This is a genomic window from Paenarthrobacter sp. 10L420 (assembly GCF_056395385.1).
The window spans coordinates 515,400-536,231 of record NZ_JBFTJK010000001.1 but is presented as its reverse complement, the minus strand read 5'-3'; the positions used below and the strand labels follow the sequence as shown (position 1 = coordinate 536,231).

At 62.2% G+C, this 20,832-nt stretch carries 23 protein-coding genes; 10 read left to right on the top strand and 13 right to left on the bottom strand.

Going from position 1 to position 20,832, the window contains the following annotated elements:
* Positions 1 to 9: 9 nt before the first annotated feature.
* The 5 genes from AC1DD5_RS02605 to AC1DD5_RS02585 form a co-directional block, all read right to left on the bottom strand.
* Positions 10 to 444 carry an ankyrin repeat domain-containing protein gene (locus AC1DD5_RS02605; RefSeq protein WP_442004042.1) on the bottom strand — a complete coding sequence of 145 codons (435 nt, stop codon included), beginning with the start codon at positions 442 to 444 and terminating at the stop codon, positions 10 to 12.
* Entirely contained in the window at positions 441 to 1,526 is a 1,086-nt protein-coding gene (ygfZ, locus tag AC1DD5_RS02600) for a CAF17-like 4Fe-4S cluster assembly/insertion protein YgfZ (RefSeq protein WP_477520545.1), read from the bottom strand. The genes AC1DD5_RS02605 and ygfZ overlap by 4 nt, the downstream gene beginning before the upstream one ends.
* Before the next feature lie 57 nt (positions 1,527 to 1,583).
* Positions 1,584 to 2,306 (bottom strand): flavodoxin family protein, encoded by a 723-nt coding sequence (locus tag AC1DD5_RS02595; protein ID WP_442018762.1) that lies wholly within the window; start codon positions 2,304 to 2,306, stop codon positions 1,584 to 1,586.
* Positions 2,307 to 2,362: 56 nt separating this feature from the next.
* Positions 2,363 to 2,962: a nitrobindin family protein gene (locus tag AC1DD5_RS02590; RefSeq protein WP_442018761.1), complete on the bottom strand. Its 600-nt coding sequence runs from the start codon at positions 2,960 to 2,962 to the stop codon at positions 2,363 to 2,365.
* A gap of 167 nt (positions 2,963 to 3,129) precedes the next feature.
* A complete protein-coding gene (locus tag AC1DD5_RS02585; RefSeq protein ID WP_431115973.1) occupies positions 3,130 to 3,864 on the bottom strand; it encodes a permease in 735 nt (244 codons plus the stop codon).
* A 262-nt stretch (positions 3,865 to 4,126) separates the two neighbouring features.
* Between AC1DD5_RS02585 and AC1DD5_RS02580 the strand changes: the two genes are divergently transcribed.
* The 8 genes from AC1DD5_RS02580 (at position 4,127) to asd (ending at position 12,350) form a co-directional block, all read left to right on the top strand.
* Positions 4,127 to 4,825: a winged helix-turn-helix transcriptional regulator gene (locus tag AC1DD5_RS02580; RefSeq protein WP_477520544.1), complete on the top strand. Its 699-nt coding sequence runs from the start codon at positions 4,127 to 4,129 to the stop codon at positions 4,823 to 4,825.
* Between the two features lie 237 nt (positions 4,826 to 5,062).
* Complete coding sequence (gene mshD, locus AC1DD5_RS02575; protein ID WP_442018760.1) at positions 5,063 to 6,043, top strand: mycothiol synthase; 981 nt, start codon at positions 5,063 to 5,065, stop codon at positions 6,041 to 6,043.
* A gap of 105 nt (positions 6,044 to 6,148) precedes the next feature.
* Positions 6,149 to 8,398: an RNA degradosome polyphosphate kinase gene (locus AC1DD5_RS02570; RefSeq protein ID WP_442004037.1), complete on the top strand. Its 2,250-nt coding sequence runs from the start codon at positions 6,149 to 6,151 to the stop codon at positions 8,396 to 8,398.
* Positions 8,399 to 8,407: 9 nt separating this feature from the next.
* On the top strand, positions 8,408 to 9,376 hold the full coding sequence (locus AC1DD5_RS02565) for an NUDIX hydrolase (protein WP_442018759.1): 969 nt from the start codon (positions 8,408 to 8,410) through the stop codon (positions 9,374 to 9,376).
* 91 nt (positions 9,377 to 9,467) lie between these two features.
* Positions 9,468 to 10,271: a thymidylate synthase gene (locus tag AC1DD5_RS02560; RefSeq protein WP_477520543.1), complete on the top strand. Its 804-nt coding sequence runs from the start codon at positions 9,468 to 9,470 to the stop codon at positions 10,269 to 10,271.
* Positions 10,268 to 10,867: a dihydrofolate reductase gene (locus tag AC1DD5_RS02555; RefSeq protein ID WP_477520542.1), complete on the top strand. Its 600-nt coding sequence runs from the start codon at positions 10,268 to 10,270 to the stop codon at positions 10,865 to 10,867. Before AC1DD5_RS02560 ends, AC1DD5_RS02555 begins: the two co-directional genes overlap by 4 nt.
* Positions 10,868 to 10,877: 10 nt before the next feature.
* Positions 10,878 to 11,099 (top strand): NF038396 family protein, encoded by a 222-nt coding sequence (locus AC1DD5_RS02550; protein ID WP_442018758.1) that lies wholly within the window; start codon positions 10,878 to 10,880, stop codon positions 11,097 to 11,099.
* 108 nt (positions 11,100 to 11,207) lie between these two features.
* Positions 11,208 to 12,350, top strand: coding sequence for an aspartate-semialdehyde dehydrogenase (gene asd, locus AC1DD5_RS02545; RefSeq protein WP_224165018.1), 1,143 nt, complete (start codon positions 11,208 to 11,210; stop codon positions 12,348 to 12,350).
* A gap of 23 nt (positions 12,351 to 12,373) precedes the next feature.
* Here the strand turns inward: asd and AC1DD5_RS02540 are convergent, their stop codons facing one another.
* Together AC1DD5_RS02540 and AC1DD5_RS02535 are read right to left on the bottom strand one after the other, a co-directional pair.
* Positions 12,374 to 13,375: a DUF559 domain-containing protein gene (locus tag AC1DD5_RS02540; protein ID WP_477520541.1), complete on the bottom strand. Its 1,002-nt coding sequence runs from the start codon at positions 13,373 to 13,375 to the stop codon at positions 12,374 to 12,376.
* 178 nt (positions 13,376 to 13,553) lie between these two features.
* Positions 13,554 to 14,696, bottom strand: a complete 1,143-nt coding sequence (locus AC1DD5_RS02535) for a winged helix DNA-binding domain-containing protein (RefSeq protein WP_477520540.1) — start codon at positions 14,694 to 14,696, stop codon at positions 13,554 to 13,556.
* An 86-nt stretch (positions 14,697 to 14,782) separates the two neighbouring features.
* Here AC1DD5_RS02535 and AC1DD5_RS02530 point away from each other — a divergent pair, with 86 nt between their 5' ends.
* Positions 14,783 to 15,262 (top strand): hypothetical protein, encoded by a 480-nt coding sequence (locus AC1DD5_RS02530; RefSeq protein ID WP_442018756.1) that lies wholly within the window; start codon positions 14,783 to 14,785, stop codon positions 15,260 to 15,262.
* Between the two features lie 24 nt (positions 15,263 to 15,286).
* On the opposite strand, the gene AC1DD5_RS02525 is transcribed toward AC1DD5_RS02530, so the two are convergent.
* The 6 genes from AC1DD5_RS02525 to AC1DD5_RS02500 all read right to left on the bottom strand — a co-directional run bounded on the left by AC1DD5_RS02525 (position 15,287) and on the right by AC1DD5_RS02500 (position 19,432).
* Positions 15,287 to 16,354 carry a UDP-N-acetylmuramate dehydrogenase gene (locus tag AC1DD5_RS02525; RefSeq protein WP_477520539.1) on the bottom strand — a complete coding sequence of 356 codons (1,068 nt, stop codon included), beginning with the start codon at positions 16,352 to 16,354 and terminating at the stop codon, positions 15,287 to 15,289.
* 37 nt (positions 16,355 to 16,391) lie between these two features.
* Positions 16,392 to 16,829 (bottom strand): MaoC family dehydratase, encoded by a 438-nt coding sequence (locus AC1DD5_RS02520; protein ID WP_477520538.1) that lies wholly within the window; start codon positions 16,827 to 16,829, stop codon positions 16,392 to 16,394.
* A 2-nt stretch (positions 16,830 to 16,831) separates the two neighbouring features.
* A complete protein-coding gene (locus AC1DD5_RS02515) occupies positions 16,832 to 17,293 on the bottom strand; it encodes an FAS1-like dehydratase domain-containing protein (protein WP_224088363.1) in 462 nt (153 codons plus the stop codon).
* A 43-nt stretch (positions 17,294 to 17,336) separates the two neighbouring features.
* Positions 17,337 to 17,561 (bottom strand): DUF3188 domain-containing protein, encoded by a 225-nt coding sequence (locus tag AC1DD5_RS02510; protein ID WP_216925047.1) that lies wholly within the window; start codon positions 17,559 to 17,561, stop codon positions 17,337 to 17,339.
* Between the two features lie 84 nt (positions 17,562 to 17,645).
* Positions 17,646 to 18,566, bottom strand: a complete 921-nt coding sequence (locus tag AC1DD5_RS02505; RefSeq protein ID WP_477520537.1) for a DUF2797 domain-containing protein — start codon at positions 18,564 to 18,566, stop codon at positions 17,646 to 17,648.
* A gap of 2 nt (positions 18,567 to 18,568) precedes the next feature.
* The gene (locus AC1DD5_RS02500) at positions 18,569 to 19,432 is read right to left on the bottom strand and encodes an HpcH/HpaI aldolase/citrate lyase family protein (RefSeq protein ID WP_442004024.1); all 864 of its coding nucleotides are present in this window, start codon (positions 19,430 to 19,432) and stop codon (positions 18,569 to 18,571) included.
* 369 nt (positions 19,433 to 19,801) lie between these two features.
* Here AC1DD5_RS02500 and AC1DD5_RS02495 point away from each other — a divergent pair, with 369 nt between their 5' ends.
* Complete coding sequence (locus AC1DD5_RS02495; protein ID WP_477520536.1) at positions 19,802 to 20,830, top strand: ABC transporter substrate-binding protein; 1,029 nt, start codon at positions 19,802 to 19,804, stop codon at positions 20,828 to 20,830.
* Positions 20,831 to 20,832 lie beyond the last annotated feature (2 nt).

The window sequence follows — 20,832 nt, the reverse complement described above, 5'->3', positions numbered from 1 at the left end:
ATTCACGCCTTAGCCGAGAAGGGCCAATATTTCGGTCCGGGCAAACATACTGGCCGCTTCGCGCGCGGTGGGAGTTCCGGCGTCGGGGTCTGCTCCTGCATCCAGCAGCGCCCTGGCGACGCCCGTGTATCCCTTGAATACCGCCCCTGCAAGCGGGGTCTGGCCACGGTCATTGGGGGTATTCACGTCAGCGCCGTGGTGCAGAATCAACTGCACGGTTTCCTCGTGCCCATGGTAGGCAGCAAGCATCAGCAGCGAATCTCCGGAAGCATTGGTGAGCGTGGCTGGGGCACCGGCGTTCAGGTAGCTCCGCAGCATCTCCGTGTTGCCTTCGCGGGCGGCATCGAAGAGGGTGTGGGCCAAGGCAACCGCTTCGTCGTCGGCGCCCGTGTCGGTGTCGGCGGAGTCGGCTTCGGGTCCAGTGCTGTGACTCGGTTGGCTCATCGGTGGGGTCCCTTCAGGAATCCGGTTTGGCGCCCGACGACCTGGCCGGCGTCGGGGGCGACGATCACTTCCTGGGCTGCGATATAAGGCTCCTCGCCGTCCATGACTGTCAAGGTTTCATCCGCCGGAACGGAGCGCTTGATGACTGCCAAAGCCACAGGGCCCATCTCGAAGTGCTGCGCCACAGATGTCAGAGTACCCACCTTGCGCTCCCCCGCAAATACAACACTGCCAACGGCCGGAAGCGTGTGTTGCGAGCCATCCAACTGCAGGAAGACCAAGCGCCGCGGCGGATGGCCGAGATTGTGCACGCGGGCGATGGTCTCCTGGCCCTTGTAGCAGCCCTTGCTCAGGTGGACGGAAGTGCGAATAAGGTCCAGCTCATGAGGGATGGTCCTATCATCGGTCTCCGCACCGAGACGCGGCCGCCACGCGGCAATCCGCAGGGCGTCGGCCGCCATGGCACCAGCCAGGGGCAAGCCATCGACCAGGGATTCCAAGTCTGCCGCCGGGACGAGATATTCGAACCATGGGCGTTCGAGCCCAGGGTGCGACTCCTCCGGGACGGTGCTGTAGGAATAGCCGCCCGGGCCTACCTGCGGCCACGGATCTTCCCAAACCAAGTAACGACCCAGCTTCTCCACGGGCTTCGTGGAACCAAGGACAGCCCACTCCCCCGAGACATCCGCGATCTCCACGCGCAGCATGAACTTCATCTTGTTCAACCACTCGGACAAAGGTTCGGCCTCTGCAGCCTCGACGATCAGCCAGGTTGTTTCGCCGTCGTCAATAACCCGAGCATCGAACTCAATGCGACCCTGGACACTAAGCAGCAACAGTTCACTGCCAACCCGCGGCTGGAGATTGGTCACCTGCTGGGAGGAAAGCGTGTTGAGCCAGCTGAGGCGGTCCGGTCCGGATACCGTCACCACGCCGCGGTGCGAAAGATCCACGACGGCGGTACCGGTTGCCAGGGCGCGTTGCTCCCGCAGCGGCTCGCCGTAATGGGCCGCGACGCCGGCATCCAGGCCAGTGTCTTCGACAGCGCCAGGGCGCGACAACAGGGGGCTCTTGTAAGTCATATGTAGTAGAAGTCCTTGCGGCTCAGTGGTATTCCAGAACTCGGTAGTATTCCGGAATCAGCGATATTCCGGGTTCTCGAAATCGAATCGTGTGCCGGCTTTCCATTCCTGCGGAAGGTTGCCATAGGCAGGGATTCCGCCTGCATCCCTGAGGAGGCGGGCCATGTGCATCAAGTTCCAGGACATGAACGTGGTGTTCCTGTTAGTAAAATCACTCTCCGGACCACCAGACCCTTCATCCAGGTAGCTGGGTCCTGGGCCTACAGGGCCGATCCAGCCGGCATCAGCCTGCGGCGGGATAGTGAAGCCTACGTGTTGGAGGCTGTACAGCACGTTCATGGAACAGTGCTTGATGCCATCTTCATTGCCGGTGATGAGGCATCCACCCACTTTCGGGTAGAACGCCCACTGGCCCTTGTCAGTGAGTTCGCCAGAGTGGGCATATAAACGCTCAATGAGTTTCTTGGTCTGGGAAGAGTTATCGCCCAGCCAGATGGGACCTGCCACCACCACGATGTCCGCCTCAGCGACCAACGGATAGATCTCCGGCCATTCATCGGTTTTCCAGCCATGCTCCCGCATGTCCGGGTAGACGCCGCTGGCGATATCGTGGTCCACAGTCCGGATGAGGCGGGTAGTGACACCCTGCTTTTCCATGATGTCGCGGCTGATCCGGATCAAGCCGTCGGTGTTGCTGAGCTGCGGCGAAGGTTTCAAGGTGCCATTGAAGAACAGGGCCTTGAGTCCCTCGTAGCCTCCCGGCTTGAGGTGGTTATTCACTAGCTGCTCCTTTGCTGGTTGCTTGTGGAACGTTCAGTGAGACCTCGCGCCGGGCGTCAGGAAACCCTGTGGAGGAACGCCGAGGCGTGTGGTTCCAATGCCTTGCCGTTGGAGGCAACATCCCAGCGCCACAGGAGATTGCCGTCCACCAAGCCAAAGATCCTTGTTGCTGCGGTGTACTCCTTGGAGTGGCTGCCGCGCATCACCATATCGGTGGTGAGCTGGATCTGCGGCCCTTTGATCTGGCCGTAGTAGAGTTCGGTGATTCCGCCGGGGTGGGCAATCGACACGGAGATATCGAAGCCGCCTTCTTTGTTCCGGCGTTCTTCGACCTCATCGGCGGTCTTGAGCACAGGCACAATGTCCGCGGGAACAAGCCCCGGACCACCGTCGCCCTCCTGGAGCTTGCGCTCCAAGGCCCAGAACCCGGTTTCAACGGTCAGCGGGCGCAACTTTGTGCCGGCGTCGTCGCTGATCCAGGTCTCGGCCCTGTACTGCAGGTACGGCAAACCGTTATGGGTGAAGGAAACGTGCTGGACGAAATGCTCCGAATCCTCATCACCACTGCCGAGCCGGCCGCGGCCTTCCCACTCACCAATGAGCCAGGAAAGCGGGACAAGTTCAGGCGTCAGGTCTGTTGGAATCTCAATAGGCACAACGACTACCTCTTTTGGACTGCAGGATCAGAAGACTTTACTTCTGGCCCTTGAAAAGGCGGTAAACAACGAAACCCGCAAACCACGCCATGGCAATGCTTGCCAGGCCAAGGAGAACGAGGAAGAAGATTTCAAATGCGAGTACAGACATGATGCAATCCTAACCGTTAGTAGATGAGTAGTTTGTCTATGAAGTAGGCCAAGGCTCCAACAGCCCAAACCGGCGCCACACCCATTCCCACTGCGGCGGGAATATTGAGCCGCCCGCGCCTGAGAGTGGTCATGCGCCGGAAGCAAACGAGGACCGACCCGACCACGACGCCCACCAGGGCAGCAGGCAGGACGGCGATATCGGAAAAAACAAGTCCGGCCAAAGGGCCCATAAGACCGGCCATGACGATGCCAAGGGGAGCCACGATCCGGTCCGGCCATCGAATGACACCTACCAGGAGTGCCACCGCCGCACTCAGCCCGGCAACGAGGACCATTTCCTTGACGCCGTTGAACCGGGCGCCCGCAATCCATCCTGCACCGAGGCAATTCAGCAGGACGCCGGCACAACAGCCGAGCGTGGATTCCAGGCGCTGTGCCTGTCCGGTTCCCCGCACGAGCTGGATGATGAACACCGCCATCACGCCCAAGGCAATGAAGGCGGGGGTGCCATCCAGGAATCCAGGAGCCGGCATATAAGCCGCCGTCACGGCTGACCCGGCACCGGCCAAGGCGATGACGGAGGCCAGGGTTTTCTTGGCGGGGACTGCAAGGAAATGCGGCCAACCAAGCCCCACAGCCGCAGACGCCACAATGCCAACGCCCACCATGGCTTCCCGGGAAACGAAGGTGCTGGCCACGATGGCTGCGAGCGCCACGAGTCCGAATACCCCGATGCTCCAAGACTTCACTGTGTGCCCGACCTCAATTCGATGCGCCTTACGACCTCCCGACAATCCTGCCTTATGGCGGGCGAATATGTCGTAATTCCGGTGGCAGCCCGTCACGAATCCCTGACTGGCGGGGCTCGGGTGGGTATACTCGGACTTCAACGGCGCACACTGTTTGCCTTCATCCCGTTACAACGGGCAAAGGCTTGCCAGCTGCCGTGACCGGCCGGTGAAACTCCGGTTTCGACGCCCGATGATGCGCGTACAGCCCATTGGAGGAACTATGTCGCACATCCTGCTCCTGACGAACAGCACCGGCTCTTCGGTGGACATTCTGCCTGCCCTTGAGCTGCTCAACCACCGCGTTCACATTCTCCCGGCAGAACCGACCGCGCTGCTCGAAACCGATCCCACGGACATCGTCTTCCTGGATGCCCGCAAGGACCTGGTGGGGGCACGCTCCCTCACGCAACTGCTGAAGGCCACCGGACTTAGCGCCCCTCTCGTGCTGATTCTTACCGAGGGCGGCATGGCTGCCGTTTCCTCTGCATGGTCAGTGGATGACATCGTGCTGGACTCTGCAGGCCCTGCTGAGGTCGAGGCCAGAATCCGTCTGGCCATGGCCCGGGCTGTACCAGGCGAAGAGGAGACCCAGACGGAGATCCGCGCTGCCGGCGTCGTTATTGACGAAGCGAGCTATACCGCCCGGGTCAGCGGCCAACCCCTGAACCTGACGTTCAAGGAATTCGAGCTCCTCAAGTACCTCGCCCAGCACCCGGGACGCGTGTTTACCCGCCAGCAGCTGCTGACCGAAGTCTGGGGCTATGACTACTACGGTGGCACCCGAACTGTAGACGTGCACATCCGACGCCTCCGCGCCAAGCTCGGTGTTGACCACGAGAATCTCATCAGCACGGTCCGCAACGTCGGTTATCGCCTGACGTTGGTCAGGCTCCCGGACGACGAACTCTCGGAAGCGTAAACCGCCTGTCGACTATATAGACGAAAAAGAAGAGGCCAGGATTCACATGAATCCTGGCCTCTTCCAATTTCCGTGGAGGACATACGGGTCGAACGTATCGAGGCCACCCCACTGGTGGATCCCCCCTGTGTTGACTACGCGCGGATAAACCGCAAAGCCGAACGAGATAACGAGACTACAGGCGTTTCAGGGGGACTTCAAATTACAGTGCTTGCCCGGGACGTATAGCCTTGCATCATGAGTCACGCGCACCCCGAGAACTGGCCAGTGCTGCTCGTCACCGGCGCCCTCGATCCCGAACTCCTCAAGGACTTCAGGACCCTCGCAGCGGCCGCCGATGAATCCGACGGCAACCCTCCCCTGTCCGAACAGACACTGGTGATGCTGCGTGGCGCCGATGCCGGGGATCACTCTGTCTTCTCGCTTGCCCTTTACGCCCCGGATGAGGATTCTGATCCGGCGACTGGAGAAGATCTGGCGGGAATCGCCGTCGTCGTTGAAGCGCCCGGCCCGTCAGGAACAACGGGTGTCCTTGAACTGGCTGTCCACCCGAGCTACCGCAATCAGGGCGTGGCGGGCCGCCTGCTGGAGGCATTGGAAGGCAAACGCGGTTTTGACGGGTTGAGCGCTTGGTCCCATGGCAACCATGAGGGCGCGGCGGAGCTGGCCACGCGCTTCGGCTACGGTCCTGTGCGGGAACTGTGGAAGATGCGGCTGATGTCCTCCACGTCCGCACTGCCCGACGTCGGTCTTCCGAACGGAGTCTCACTGCGCACCTTCGTGCCGGGACAGGACGAGGAAGCCTGGCTGACGGCCAACCGCGCGGCCTTCTCGCATCATCCCGAGCAGGGTTCGATGACCCGGGCCGATCTTGAGGCCCGCAAAGGCGAAGATTGGTTTGATCCCGCCGGCTTCCTCCTGGCCGTCAATGATGAAGGCGAACTGTTGGGGTACCACTGGACCAAGGTTCACCCACGCCAGGGACCGCATCCCGCCATCGGCGAGGTTTACGTGGTGGGTGTCACGCCCGAAGCGCAGGGCCTGGGCTTGGGCAAGGCACTCACCGTGGCCGGAATCAGGTATCTGCAGGACAAGGACCTGCACGCCGTCATGCTCTATGTCGATGCCGACAACAAGGCCGCCGTGTCCCTATATCAGAAGCTTGGCTTCGTCCGCTGGGACACCGATGTGATGTATGGACCTTTAACCAAGAATTAACCTCAGCATCCCGCTGCAAGGAAAGCCCGGGACTTCTTGGATTCGGGCACTGAAATTGCTTGTAATGTGGGAGGAAACCCCAGTCCTGAGCTTAGGAGAACCCCCATGCAGCCGGACCCCGTCGGCACCGCCGGATCCACTTCGAAGGGCGCCACACTGCCCCCACGCTTCGGATCATCGGAAGTCCCGGCCTCACGAGCCACCCAGGACCGCATTGACATCCCGGAATTTGCGCCGAGCCTGGAACCCGAAGGCGACATCTCGCCAGACCGTTTCCTGGATCGTGAGCTCAGCTGGCTGGCATTCAACTCCCGCGTTTTGGAGCTCGCAGAGGATCCGGACCTCTTCCTTCTGGAACGCGTGAATTTCCTGTCGATCTTTGCCTCCAACCTCGACGAGTTCTTCATGGTCCGCGTTGCCGGTTTGAAGCGGCGCATCGCCACCGGACTTGCTGTTCCCTCCCCTGCGGGCCTGAGCCCCATCGAGGTGCTGGAGCAGATCGGCGAGGAGGCGCACAAGCTCCAGGAACGGCACGCGCGTGTCTTCGCCGAGCAGATCCGTCCTGCCCTGGCCTACGAGCACATCCACATCATGCACTGGAATGAATTGGATGAAGACGCCCGCCACCGGATCAGCATTATGTTCCAGGAGAAGGTCTTTCCCATCCTGACGCCGCTGGCCGTGGATCCCGCGCACCCCTTCCCCTACATTTCCGGCCTCTCGCTGAACCTTGCGGTGATTGTCAGCAACCCCATCAGCGACAAAGAACTCTTCGCCCGTGTGAAGGTTCCGGACCAGCTGCCCCGCCTGATTTCCGTAGACGGTCCGCGCGCAGGTGCCATCCCTGGCCGCGTTGCCCGCTTCATCGCGTTGGAAGAAGTCATCGCAGTTCACCTGGACAAGCTCTTCCCCGGCATGGAAGTCCTTGAGCACCACACCTTCCGCGTCACCCGCAACGAGGACCTCGAGGTAGAAGAAGACGACGCCGAGAACCTCCTCCAGGCGTTGGAGAAGGAACTCCTGCGCCGCCGTTTCGGTCCTCCTGTGCGCCTCGAAGTCACCACGGACATCAACCCGAACATCAAGGCTCTGCTTATCCGGGAACTCGGCGTGGAAGAGTCCGAGGTTTACTCCGTACCCGCACCCCTGGACCTCCGTGGTCTCTCTGCGATCAGCGCCATTGACCGCCCCGATCTCCACTACCCCAAGCATGTTCCGCACACGTCCCGGTATCTCAACGAATCCGAAACGTCCAAGGCGGCCAACGTGTTTGCCGCCATGCGCCGCCGCGACATCCTGCTCCACCACCCGTACGACTCGTTCTCCACCTCGGTTCAGGCATTCCTGGAGCAAGCGGCGGCGGACCCCAAGGTCCAGGCCATCAAGCAGACCCTGTACAGGACGTCCGGTGACTCTCCGATCGTTGACGCCTTGATCGACGCCGCCGAGGCCGGCAAGCAGGTTCTGGCGTTGGTGGAGATCAAGGCTCGCTTTGATGAGCAGGCAAACATCTCATGGGCCCGGAAGCTGGAACAGGCGGGCGTGCACGTTGTCTACGGCATTGTGGGCCTGAAGACCCACTGCAAGTTGTCCCTGGTGGTCCGGCAGGAAGTGGACGGCCTGCGCCGCTATTGCCACATCGGTACGGGCAACTACCACCCCCGGACGGCCCGCTACTACGAGGACCTCGGCTTGCTCACCGCCAACGAGCAAGTGGGCGAAGACCTGTCCAAGCTGTTCAACCAGCTCTCCGGATACGCGCCGAAGTCCACCTTCAAACGGCTGCTCGTGGCGCCGCGTTCCGTACGTGCCGGCCTGATCGAAAGGATCGAAGCGGAGATCCGCAACGCCCGCGCCGGCGTTCCTGCCCGTGTCCAGATCAAGGTCAATTCCATGGTGGATGAAGCCATCATCGACGCCCTCTACCGCGCCTCACAGGCCGGCGTGAGGGTGGACGTGGTGGTCCGCGGGATCTGCTCCCTCCGGCCCGGCGTACCTGGCCTGAGCGAAAACATCACGGTCCGCTCCATCCTCGGCCGATTCCTGGAACACTCCCGCGTCTTTGCTTTTGCCAACGGTGGGGATCCCGTGGTGTACATCGGATCCGCAGACATGATGCACCGCAACCTGGACCGACGTGTTGAGGCACTCGTCCAGTTGGCCAGCAAGGAAGACACCGCAACGGTGGTGGACCTCATGAACCGTTACGTGGACGACGCAACCGCGAGTTGGCACTTGGACAACCAAGGTCACTGGACCAGGCACCACCTTGACGAGGAAGGAAAGCCCCTGCTGGACATGCAGTCCTGGCTCCTTGCTTCCCGGTCACGCCAGCGTGCAGCGGCCCGGCGGTAAGGGAACGAGTTGAAAAGCGATACCCCCGTGGCGGATCAGACGGACCACCCCGGTGAACGGGTGGCCGTTGTTGCGGCCGGTGCCATTCCTTGGCGGATTCAAAAGGGCGCCCTTGAGGTGCTCCTGATCCACAGGCCCCGCTACGACGATTGGTCCTGGCCCAAAGGAAAGCTCGACGACGGCGAAACAGTTCCGCAGTGTGCCGTCCGTGAAGTGCATGAGGAGATCGGCCTCAACAGTTCGCTCGGCGTGCCGTTGCCACCCATTCATTACCACGTCACTGCCGGCTTGAAAGTTGTGCACTACTGGGCCATGCGGGTCAACGGCGAACAGCTTCGCCCCGACGGCAAGGAAGTAGACAGCGTCATGTGGTGCAGCCCGGACAGGGCTGCATCCTTCCTCAGCAACCCCACGGATGTGGAGCCCCTCGAGTACCTCGAGAAGGCACACATCCGGGGCGAACTCGATACATGGCCGCTCGTATTGATCCGCCATGCAAAGGCAAAGCCCAGGTCCTCATGGACCAAGGCCGAAGGGGAACGTCCGCTGGCCGCTACTGGGCTGCGCCAGGCCGCGGCCGTCCAGCGCCTGTTGGAAGTGTGGAAGCCGCAACGGATAGTTACCAGCCCGTGGACCCGATGCGTAGCAACCATTGCCCCCTACGCAAAGGCAAGCGGAGCGAAGGTAAAGCTGGTTGAAGCCCTCACTGAGCACCACCACAACCGGTCACCCAAGAAAACGGCTGCCACAGTGGAGGCCCTGTTCGATAAGCAGGTGCCAATCGCTGTGTGCACTCATCGCCCTGCGTTACCCACCGTGCTGAACCAATTAGGCCAGCACATGTCCGCGGCTTTGCGGGGCTTGCTGCCCACGTCCGATCCGTTCCTTTCCCCGGGCGAGGTCATCGTCTGCCAGGTGGCCAGGGGCTCCGAACGGAAGATTGTGTCCGTGGAACAGGTCAAGCCTTTCGACGACTAGCCACACCGCACAGACGTCGCGCCGGGATCGGTGATGAGACACTCATCGACCTACTGGGGGGTCGCATGGTCCTAACCAGTAAGCTGGACTCGTGAGCATCCCCACCCCGTATGAAGACCTCCTGCGCGACGTCATGGCCAACGGCACGCACAAGTCGGACCGCACCGGAACCGGAACGCGAAGCGTCTTCGGCCGCCAATTGCGCTTCGACCTCAGCGAAAGCTTCCCTCTCATCACCACCAAGCGGGTCCACTTCAAATCCGTGGCAGTGGAGCTCCTGTGGTTCCTTCGTGGCGATTCGAACGTGAAGTGGATGCAGGACCAAGGCGTTTCCATCTGGGACGAATGGGCGGATGCCGACGGCGAACTCGGCCCCGTGTACGGTGTGCAGTGGCGGAGCTGGCCTACGCCCGACGGTGGGCACATCGACCAAATCTCCGAGCTCATGGCCAACCTGGCTGCCAACCCGGATTCCCGGCGACACATCGTCTCCGCCTGGAACGTGGCCGAGCTCAAGGACATGGCGCTGCCGCCCTGCCATGCGTTCTTCCAGTTCTATGTAGCCGATGGCAAGTTATCCTGCCAGCTGTACCAGCGCTCTGCAGACACTTTCCTGGGAGTCCCGTTCAACATCGCCTCCTACGCTTTGCTGACGTGCATGGTTGCCCAGCAGTTGGGCCTTGAGCCTGGCGAGTTTGTCTGGACAGGCGGTGACGTCCATATTTACGACAACCACGTGGAGCAAGTCACCGAGCAGCTCACCCGTGAACCGTACGAGTATCCGCAACTGAAAATCCTGCGCAAGCCCGACTCGATCTTCGACTACACGCTGGATGACTTTGAAGTTGTTGGCTATCGGCACCACCCCACCATCAAGGCGCCGATCGCGGTATGAGCACTCCTCCATCCGACGCTCCTTCCCAGCTTCCCGGCGTCATCTTCACCCAGGAAACCGCGGCCAAAATGACCGGCATCGGCATGATCTGGGCCCAGACCACATCCGGTGTGATTGGCAAGGACGGCTCCATGCCGTGGCACCTCCCCGAGGACCTCAAGCACTTCAGCCAGCTGACCACGGGGCACCCCGTCATCATGGGCCGCAAGACCTGGGAATCGTTCCCGGACAAGTACCGGCCTCTGCCCGGGCGCACCAACATTGTGGTGACCCGCCACCCGGAGTGGGCTTCTACGCCTGAGGCCGAGGGCGCCGTCGTGGTTTCCTCGCTGGACGCAGCCTTGCTGGAATCCCAGTTCGCACCCGGTGGCCAGAAGGTTTGGATCATCGGCGGCGGCCAGATTTTTGAACAGTCGATGGGAATTGCCAACGTTGCCGTCGTCACCATCATCGATGCCGACCTCGACGGCGATACCTTCGCGCCCGAACTCGGCGACGACTGGACCTTTGATACTGCCGCGCCGGCCGAAGGTTGGCTGGCCGCCAAGAGCGGCACACAATACCGGTTCACCACGTGGCGCCGGACGGAAAGCTAGGAACGCCCGCATGCTGAAGAAACCCGAAACTTTGTTCGTGCTTGGTTACATGCTGCTACCGCTTTTCGCGCTGATCTCAGCCATTGTGGGGCTGACCATGATTCTTGGCGGCAACCGCATCGTTGGCATCATCGTCTTGATCGTGGTCACGCAGGTCTTCACTTTCGGTGCGTTCTTTGCCTTGCGCAAGCGCAAAGCCGTCCTGCTGCAGGAGCCCGACGCCGGGAGCTAGGCTCTGCGTGCCGGCTTGCCTGCCGCTGTGGGCGAGTGCCGGCGTCGTGCATTGCGTGCGTGACGTAACCAACAGCGGCACTTTGCTGCGAAAGTTTAGACTGGGTAAATGACTACAGCAGCTAATCCGTCCGTTGGACTGGTCGGTTGGCGTGGCATGGTCGGCTCCGTCCTGATGCAACGTATGCAGGACGAGAACGACTTCGCCAACATCAACCCGGTATTTTTCTCCACCTCGAACGCAGGAGGTGCCGCCCCTTCCTTTGCTGACGGGGCTGGCAAGCTCGAGGACGCGTTCGATATTGAGACGCTTGCCAAGCTGCCAATTATTGTTACCGCCCAAGGTGGCGACTACACCAAACAGGTTCACGGCGAACTCCGTAGCCGCGGCTGGGATGGCCTCTGGATCGATGCTGCCTCCACCCTGCGCATGAATGACGACTCGATCATCGTGCTGGACCCCATCAACCGCGACGTCATCGACGCCGGCCTGTCCGGCGGCGTGAAGGACTACATCGGCGGCAACTGTACGGTTTCCTGTATGCTCATGGGCCTTGGCGGACTGTTCAAGAACAACCTGGTCGAATGGGGCACCTCCATGACGTACCAGGCTGCCTCCGGTGGCGGCGCTCGCCACATGCGCGAGCTCCTGAACCAGTTCGGAACCCTCAATAACGAGGTAAGCAGCGAACTGCAGGATCCGGCCTCGGCCATCCTGGAGATCGACCACAAGGTCCTCGCCGCTCAGCGCACCGGCGTTGACGCCACCCAGTTTGGCGTTCCACTGGCCGGTTCACTCATTCCCTGGATCGACGCCGACCTCGGCAACGGCCAGTCCAAGGAAGAGTGGAAAGCTGGAGTGGAGACCAACAAGATCCTCGGAACGGGCAAGGGCACCGCCGGCAAGGACCACATCGCCATGGACGGCCTGTGCATCCGCATCGGCGCCATGCGTTCCCACTCCCAGGCCCTCACGCTCAAGCTGCGCGAAGACCTGTCCGTCACGGAGATCGAGAACCTCCTGGCCAAGGACAACGAGTGGGCCAAGGTTGTTCCGAACACCAAGGAAGCCTCGATGGCGGACCTGACTCCTGTGGCTGCCTCCGGCACGCTGGACATTCCCGTTGGCCGTATCCGCAAGCTTGAAATGGGCCCGGAGTACATCAGCGCCTTCACCGTGGGCGATCAGCTCCTCTGGGGTGCAGCTGAGCCGCTGCGCCGCATGCTGAACATCGTGACGGGCAAGCTCTAGGCCCTTTCCGCGCTTCTACGTCGTCAACCCGCTGTTCCGCTGCTGCCCAGCAACGGAACAGCGGGTTTTCTACGTTCTACCCGTAGGTCCAGCGCCTCCTTGAGCTTCCGGTCCACATCCCAAGGCCGGCTGAGATCGTCCCATTCGATGCGGACCACTTTCCACCCCTGGGCCTGGATTGCCTTCTCCCGCCTGCGCTCCTCGAAAACCACTTCCTCAGTGGGTGCGTACTCGAAATACTTGGCACGGCCATCAAACTCCAGGATCACCTTCTGCCGCTGCCAGCCGAAGTCCCCGCGATAGTTGCCCAATGGCGTTGCGACATCCAGCTGCAACACGCCACCCACTATCCCCAACTTATCCAGAAGCACCCGGGTGCGGGTCTCCCCCACGGATTCGGACCTTGCGTCCATGAACTCCAGGACCCTGCGCAGACGGCGGTTGCCACGAGTGATCCTGCCGTTGTCCAGATAATCCTGCATCTTCCCGGGATCTGCGCCGAGACGAAGAGCATGATCGGCAATGACGACCGCCCGCTCAAAGTCCAACGTCCGAGCACAGTCCACCACCGTGCGCTCAAGACTCGTGGTCTGCGCAGGCCTCTGCCATGGCGTCTGCACTTGAACAATCTCGTCAGGGACCAAGCACCCCGCATGGGCTGCGACGTCGCTTCCCGAACTTGCCTTAGCGGGTGAGAAGGGCGTCGTCACGTGTACCAGCGGCCCGCCTTCCCACTCCTGGCAACCATGCAGGCGGGCGGCGCTTACGTGGCTGTAGATACTTCCACCCAGAGTGCTGCAGTGGTGGGCCTGGATCCGCAGCAGGTCCTGTTCCCAGGGTTTGCTTCGACGCCATTGATCCATGCGCACGTACGCACCCCGCCTCAGCCTGAGGAGCTTTCGATTCCGAACACCGGCCGTGAGGACGCGGTCACCGAGGCCGCCGCCAACAAGCTCGGGAGTCGAGGCCACTGGGGATTCCGGCCAGTGTGCAGTGATCAGGGCATCGAGTTTTTGTAGTTGCATGGGACTATCGTGGCCAACATCTGCGCCCCGTTTGCAGGGCCTGAGAACCGTATGTGGACAACTTCGTTGGGGAGCCGCTTATGCGTTGTTGGCCAACCACTTAATAGCGCCTAAGCAACGCGGTTGGCACAGAGCAAGCAACGCGGTTGGCACAGGCGGGTTGGGACAGGGCCGGGCCTCAGCCCTCCATGAACTTCAAGTAAGCCCGCCCCTGCGCCTGGAACGAACGCTCGGAGGCCGGGCCAAGCTGCCCTTGGAAGGGCTCAGGAACAACGCCGGGCGCCTTGCCGTTGCCGGTCCTGGCCCACGTGCCCACGACTTCTCCCCCGGCCATGATGATTCGTTTGAACACTCCGTTCCTGCCTGGCACCACTAGTTCGGCGTGCTCGGGCGCGAGGACGAGGCTCCGGTCCTGGTAACCGAGCAGGAACTCATCGAAGCCAGGAAGAGCCAGCAACGCGCGCGAGCCTGGGACGCCGTCGTCGAGCAGCGCTGCTGTTTCCGGCGAAAGCCAATAGCTGCTACCGCCGAACGGCAGCTCCACCAACCGGTCCCGAACCGAGGCGAGGGCCTTGCGTGCTTCCGTGAGCGGCACTTGGCTCCACCAGGCAAAGTCCTTCACCGTGGCAGGTCCGTGGCTCCGGACGTAACGCAAGAGGAGCTCCTCGATGCCTTCCTCGCGATCAAGATCCCTGGAATCCTTGATCCACTCGTCGAAGGGAACAAACAACTGTTGGACGCCCACCTTGCCGCGTGAACCAGCCATGGGACCTTGCACGAGCCACGCACGCTGGCACAGGCTCCCGAGCAGATGGATGCCACGCTGGGCCTTCGTCATCTGGCCAGCTTCTTCGAAGGCTTCAAAGAGCTGCTCGCGTGTTGCGCCCCGTCCGCCGTCGGCCGTCTTGAGGGACTCCAGCGTCTTCAGCGCAATGTCCCGGCAATGGCTGATGTCCTCGGCGGTGATGCCAAGCTCCCGATGCCGCCCTGCCACCAGGTTCATGAGTCGTGGACTGGTGATTCGGAGGATCCAGCGGAGGTCCTCTGGTGCCAGAAGGTGCAGTGTTCCCCGCATAGGCCATGATCGGACGATGGTTCCGGCGTCAAGGGCTGCCCGGACGTCTGAAGCGGCAGATCCCGGAACTCGCTGCCCCACTGCCCACAGCGCGGATCCGAGGTCCTGCGCCTGCATGGCTGTCATCCACCGGACCGCTTCCGGCACCGAGGCAAAACCACCATTGAGGAGTCCTTGGCTGGCGAGCCGCAGTCGGCCCATGACTCGTGGAGTGACAGCGGTTAAACGCGTATCGGGTGCAGGCATGCTCCATCCTAAAAGCGCCCCGGCGTAACAGGGAACCTTGCAACACCTCCCAGCAGCCTTCCAGCACAGTTTCCTAGGATGGGTTCATGCTCTTTGGTGATCTTGCTCCGCTTGTGCGGCCGCTCAGTCGATGGTTGGCTGCGGCCGGCTGGTGTTGCACCGTCGTCGGGCTTGGAACGGGACTCGTTGTGGCCGTTGGTACTGGAGTCAGCCTCACGCCTGCCATGCAAGTCATCCAGATGGCGGGTCTGGTGGCGACTGCCACTGCCGCCCTGCTCATCGGTACCGCAGCGGCCATACAACCTGTTGCCGATCCCGGGGACGACGCCCCGGAACCCTGGTTCTACCCTGCGGCCGCAGCACAAGTACGCAGCTTCCTCCTGGGTGCCATCGTGATGCTCCTGGGACTGGTGGGCTTCGCCATGGCTGGGCTTTTCATGCCGAGCGGCCCTTCGCCCCAGAGCATTGCCTTCAGCCAGATCTTCTTGCTGGGATCGGTGAGTTGCGGGCTGACCTTCCTGCTGCTCAACAAAATCCTGCCCATCGCGGCACGAGGCACACGCTAGCCCGCCGCGGCTCACTGTGTCGCGCTAGAGGGAAACGCCGATCAGCAACGGTTCGGGGTGCAGCTCAATGCCGAAGCGATTCACGACGCCGGCACGGACCTCGCGCGCGATGGCCACCATATCCGACGCCGAGGCCGAGCCACGGTTGGTGATGGCCAAGGTGTGCTTGGTGGACAAGGATGCCCTGCCACCGGAAACGCTGGTTTCATCGAGCCCGAATCCCTTACCGAATCCCGCGTGATCGATGAGCCAGGCAGCCGAAAGCTTTACCAATCCGTCCTCGCCGGCCGGGTACTTCGGCGCGTTCTCCGGCAAGGCTGCGGCACGTTCAGCCGGAATGATCGGGTTGGTGAAGAACGAGCCCGTGGAGTAAGTGTCGCGGTCTGCGGCGTCAAGGACCATGCCTTTGGACGCGCGGAGCCGGAGGACTTCCCGGCGGACATCGTTGGAGTAGGCACGTTTGCCCGCCTCCACGCCCAGCACGCGGGCGAGCTCACCGTACCGGATGGGGGCGCTCATTCGTCCCAGCGGCAATTGGAACTCAACAGTCAGCACCACGTAGCGCGGAGAACCTTCCACCGTGGTCTGCTTCAGGATGGAATCCCGGTAGCCAAACTTGAGTTCTGAATTGGTGAACGTCTGAACTGCATTGCGTTGCCGGTCCCAGGTCCGCACGGCGGCGATGGTTTGCGAGACGTCCGCACCATACGCGCCCACGTTCTGCACCGGCGTGGCACCTGTGGCCCCCGGGATGCCGGACAGAGCCTCAAGGCCAGACCAAGCATGCAGGACCGAGTGCTCCACCAGTGCGTCCCAATTATGGCCGGCCTGAACCACCACTGACACGCCGCCACAGCTGTCTTCCGAATCCACGGTGAAGCCCTCGGACGCAATCTTCAGGACCGTGCCGGGGTAGCCGTCGTCCGAGATCAGGAGGTTGGAACCGCCACCGATGATGAGGAGTTTCTCGCCCGCAGCGTCAGCCGACCGCACGGCGTCGATGATTTCGGCCTCCGTGCGGGCCTCTACATAGTTTCCTGCGGGGCCGCCGACGGCAGCCGTGGTCAGGTCGGAAAGCAGCGTCTGGGTCACCCATCAAGCCTAACGGGGATTGAAGTGCTCACTTGGTTCAAGAGACCTTCACGACTGCTTGGGACTTCATAAGGACCTTCTGCCCGGCTGCCACGACGGTGAGATCGATACGGACGGTGCCGGCCTCGGCGTCGAGCGCTCCCACTACACCCGTGACATCGATAAGTGCGCCGGCTTCGTCAGTTCCGGTGGTGTCAGCCACCAGGACCGGCTTAGTGAAGCGCGTCTGGTAATCAACGACGGCGGCGGGGTCCCCTGCCCAGTCGCTCACAAGCTGCACTGCCGAGCCCATGGTGAACATGCCGTGGGCAATCACGCCAGGCAGCTCAACGGAGGTCGCAAAAGCTTCGTTCCAGTGAATGGGGTTGAAGTCCCCCGAAGCGCCGGCATACCTGACCAGGTCCTGGCGGGTGACCTCAATGCTGCGGGTGCCAATTTCCTGGCCGAGCGTCAGTTCTTCGAATTTCGGGCTCATGGTTACTGTCCCTCTCCGCGGACCAGGATGGACGAGGTGGTGGTGGCTACTTTTTCACGGTCATCGTTGCCGTCGAGGGCGAAAATCTCCGAGCGCGTTGTGATCATCGCGCCGCCGCCCATGGCCCGTACTCCGTCAACATGCAGTTCAGCCACGAGGCGGTCCCCGGCCACAATGGCGCGGTGATGGGTAAAGCGCTGGTCCGCGTGGACCACGCGGGAGAAGTCGATGCCGGACTCGGGGTCCTCCACAAGCTGGGCGTCGGCGCGCTGGGCAACAATGATGGCAAACGTCGGCGGGGCTACAAGATCGCTGTGGCCCATGGCCCGTGCTGTCTCAACATCGAAGTGCGCAGGATTGCTGGCCTTCACGGCCTTCGCAAATTCGCGGATCTTCTCACGGCCGACGTCGTAAACCTCTGCGGCAGGGTAGCTTCGGCCCTGCAGGTCCGGATTGATACTCATGGTCCAACCCTATCGGGCCAGCGGACCCGCCGTGGTGTTGCGACTACTTCTTGTAGCTCTTGCGGATCTTCTGGCCGCGGACTACGAGCCCTGTGACGTGAAGCAGCAGCCCAACGCCGATCACGGGCAGGGATGCAATGGCCAATCCCTGGTTGCCGGTCGTGTTGCCGGCAATGGAAAGGATGAGCCCGACGGCGATGAGCCCCATGGCGCTGAAAACCAGCGTTTTGTAGGCGGTGGACGAGGTGGCCCAGAATTCGTTCAGCACTGTCCAAGTCTACCGGTGCGCGTTGCGGGGCCCGCTCTGCGCCCCAAACCGACAAATAGCCCGCACACCAGGCCCCACAAGGAGTTAGAACAACGAGTCCTGCAGCGCGGGGATTTCCGTGACGTGGGGGCCGAACTCGATCTTTCGTCCCTTCAACGCGCCCAGGTCTGCCACGAAGCTACCCTCCACCTCGTTGCCCTCGGCGTCGGGGAGACCGGCCAAGGCGATGGCACCGGAAAGTGAGTGGACCCGCAGACCATGCCCGCCGCCGTCGAACGCTGCTGGGTACGGGTGGCGGGAAGAACCGGAGGCGCGAACGGTGCAGAGCCGGTCAGCCAAGGCCGGCCGCTCCCACTCTTCCTCCACAAGGGCGAACCCGTTCATGGCAAGTCCGCCCAGCAAGCCGCGCACCTGTCCGGCATGCCGGCGATTGGTGGCAACAATCTCGACGCCGGGACGCGGCTCAACGAGCGACGCCGCCTTGGCAGCGGAACGGACCTGCTGGACGAGCCCAAGCTCACGGGTCACAAGGTCCTCGAGCACCCGAACAACCCGACCGTCGTCGGCAAGGGCAACATAGGAAGCGTGCACGGCACCCTGCTCGGCCAGCCGGTTCCACTTGCGGGGTGCCGAGGCAGTCCCGACCTTGGTGGCCCCGTTGGCGAACGTTGCAACGTACAGCCAGTGTGGCTGCATCAGGTAAGCGCGGAGGCCGGTGGGAACTGAGCCGCCTCGGTGGAAGTCATGCATGAGCCGGGAATCGTCCTTGGCGAAGCAGGCCCCGCATTGCTTCCCACGCTCGGCTGGGGAACCGCTGCGGCAAGGAACATGGGTTCGGTTGCCTGGCCCGTGGACTTTGGTATGGCCAAGGCACCACACTCCGGGCATGACGCGAAGGCCCAGGGTTGAACCCGGGGCCAACGCAACGTCACTGAACTCCCCGTCCGGCCGCAGCAACCTCAACGCCGGTGAAGAAGAGTCCCAAGCTATGCCGTGGACCAGCATGGCTACAGGGAGGGCTGAACCCCGAAGGCAACTGCGAGCTTCATGATCTTCTCGGCACGGCCAAGGCGCGGAAGGTCGGAACCATCGCGGATAACCCGACCATTGGCTTCGAAGTCGCTCATGAAGTCGGTTGCCCAGGCAACGTCCGACGGGGTGGGGCTGATGACCTCGTTGATCACGGTGGTCTGGTCGATGGCCAGGCACAGCTTGCCGGTCATGCCCATGGTGACGGTGATGCCGGTCTGCTCGCGCAGAATGGGGTGGTTCGTGCCGACTGTGGGCCCATCAATGGGGCCCGGCAGGTTGCCCACGCGGCTGGCAACGACGAGCTTGGCACGCGGGTAGGCCATGGCCTCGGGGGTAGCGGCCATGCCGGTGTCGCGGCGGAAATCGCCGGAGCCGAAGGCCAGGCGGAAGGCACCCTGGGCGCGGGCAATGTGGTTGGCTTCCTCGATGCCGAGGGCCGACTCAACCAGTGCGATCACGGGTGTCTTGCCGTCCATGCGGTGGTAGGACTCGGTGACCTGGTCCGCGGACTCGGTCTTGGCGAGCATCACGCCGAGCAGGCCCGGGGTGCCGCGAAGGCCAGCGAGGTCATCGGCCCAGAAGGGACTGGTGGCGTCGTTGATGCGAACCCAGGCCTGACCGCCGGACCTCAGCCAGTTCACGACATTCTCGCGGGCAGCATCCTTCTGGGAGGGATCAACGGCGTCTTCAATGTCCAGGATGATGGCGTCTGCCCGTGAGACCGCGGATTCGTCGAAGAGTTCCGTCTTCATGGCGTTCACAAGGAGCCATGAGCGGGCGATATCGGCGGGAATATTGCGGGTAGGCCGAATGGATTCGGCGGCGATGCTAGACGTCATGTATCTACCGTATCCGGCAAGCGGCCCGCAGGGCGAAGAAATCCGCCCGGTTGTGAGGATCAATACGAACTAAAGCCCTTATGACTGTGCCCGCGCCCAGTATGACCGTCCGACGGCGGCACGCGCCATTCGCTTCTTCATGCAGCTCAATGCTGCGACTTTGTGTCCGTCGGTTGCATTTCATGGCTTCGCGTTGCGCCCGGTTGCCCGCTGTTTCACAGCATTTCCCGCCGTTTCCCGCCGTTTCCCGCCGTTTCCCACCATGACCGCGGAGCTTTCCACCGGCGGTGCAGATGGGCTTACATCGTTCCCAAGCCGCTGAACGTACGGCTCCCCCAACCGAACCACACTCACTCGAAAGTAGCTCCCATGAAACTGCACCTGCCCCTGCTGAGCGTCGCGGCCGCCGTCGTACTAGCGCTGACGGTGTCCGGCTGCGGCGGTGCAGCCGAAGCCGGACAAGCGAACCAACCCGGCAACGAGGTCAAGGAACTCCGCTACCAAGGCTCCGCCAACAATGTGACCTTCCCCGAGCTTGCTGCAGACCTCGGCTATCTGGGCGACCTGAAGCTGAACTGGGTGGGCAACACCACCAGCGGGCCCCAGGACATCCAGTCCGCGGCGACCAACCAGACGGACTTCGGCGGCGCATTCTCCGGAGCGGTGGTGAAGCTGATCGAAGCGGGCGCCCCCGTGAAGGCCGTGGTCAACTACTACGGCTCGGACCAGAAGACCTTCAACGGCTACTACGTGAAGGCGGACAGCTCCATCAAGGGACCCCGCGACCTGATCGGCAAGAAGATCGCGGTCAACACCCTGGGCGCACACCACGAAGCGGTCATCAATACGTACCTGACGCAGAACGGTCTCAGCCAGGACGAGATCATGCAGGTCCAGCTCGTCCCCTTGGCTCCGAACGATACCGAGGAAGCCATCCGCCGCGGCCAAGTGGACGCCGGCACCCTTGGCGGAGTGCTGCAGGACAGGGCCATTGAGGCTGGCGGACTGCGTTCGCTGTTCAGTGATGTGCAGTTGTTCGGCAACTTTGCGGGCGGCCAGGTCGTGCTCCGGAACGACTTCATCGAAAAGAACCCGAACACCACCCGCACTTTCACCACAGGTGTCGCCAAAGCCATCAAATGGGCAGCAGAAACACCCCGCGACGAAGTCATTGCCCGCTTCACCAAGATCATCGAAAACCGCGGACGCAATGAGAGCACAGCCAACCTGAAGTTCTGGAAGAGCCCTGGTGTTCCGGACAGCGGTGTGATCAAGGACGAGGACTTCACCCGCTGGGAGGCGTGGCTGAACTCTGCCGGGATCGTGAAGGACAAGCTCACGCCGTCCAAGTATTACACCAATGAATTCAACGATCTCGCCGGCGCCAAGAAAGGATAGCC